The organism is Micromonospora sp. BL1, from assembly GCF_003667485.1.
In the GTDB taxonomy this organism is placed as follows: domain Bacteria; phylum Actinomycetota; class Actinomycetes; order Mycobacteriales; family Micromonosporaceae; genus Micromonospora; species Micromonospora tulbaghiae.
Genome location: NZ_RCVK01000018.1, coordinates 1 through 434 on the forward strand (window position 1 = coordinate 1; position 434 = coordinate 434).

Consider the following 434-nt stretch of genomic DNA (forward strand, 5'->3'; position numbering starts at 1 on the left):
GTATATAGGAATGCCATGGACAGAAGTTGATTATTTAGTTGGATTAAATACAAGTTTACCTCTTTATAGGCAATTGAAAAGAGATTTCCCTGAAGTAGTAGCAGTTAATGCTATGTATACTCATGGAATTGGCGTTATAATTTCTACTAAATGTAGATTTGGAGGTTATGGAAAAGCGGTAGCAATGAGGCTTTTATCAACTCCACATGGAATGCCATATTCTAAAATAATTATTGTAGTTGATGAAACTGTAGATCCATTTAATCTTCCACAGGTTATGTGGGCACTTACGGTAAAAGTAATACCAGATAAGGATGTAACTCTTATTGAAAATGCGCCAGGCATGCCTTTGGATCCTTCATCAGAACCAGCTGGAATGCATACAAAACTTATTATTGATGCAACCACACCTGTTTATCCAGATATAGCTAGAA

The 434-nt window shown here is 35.5% G+C and carries 1 pseudogene; it reads left to right on the forward strand.

Going from position 1 to position 434, the window contains the following annotated elements:
* Positions 1-434 (forward strand): annotated as a pseudogene (locus tag EAD96_RS00065) (UbiD family decarboxylase domain-containing protein); the annotation flags it as partial.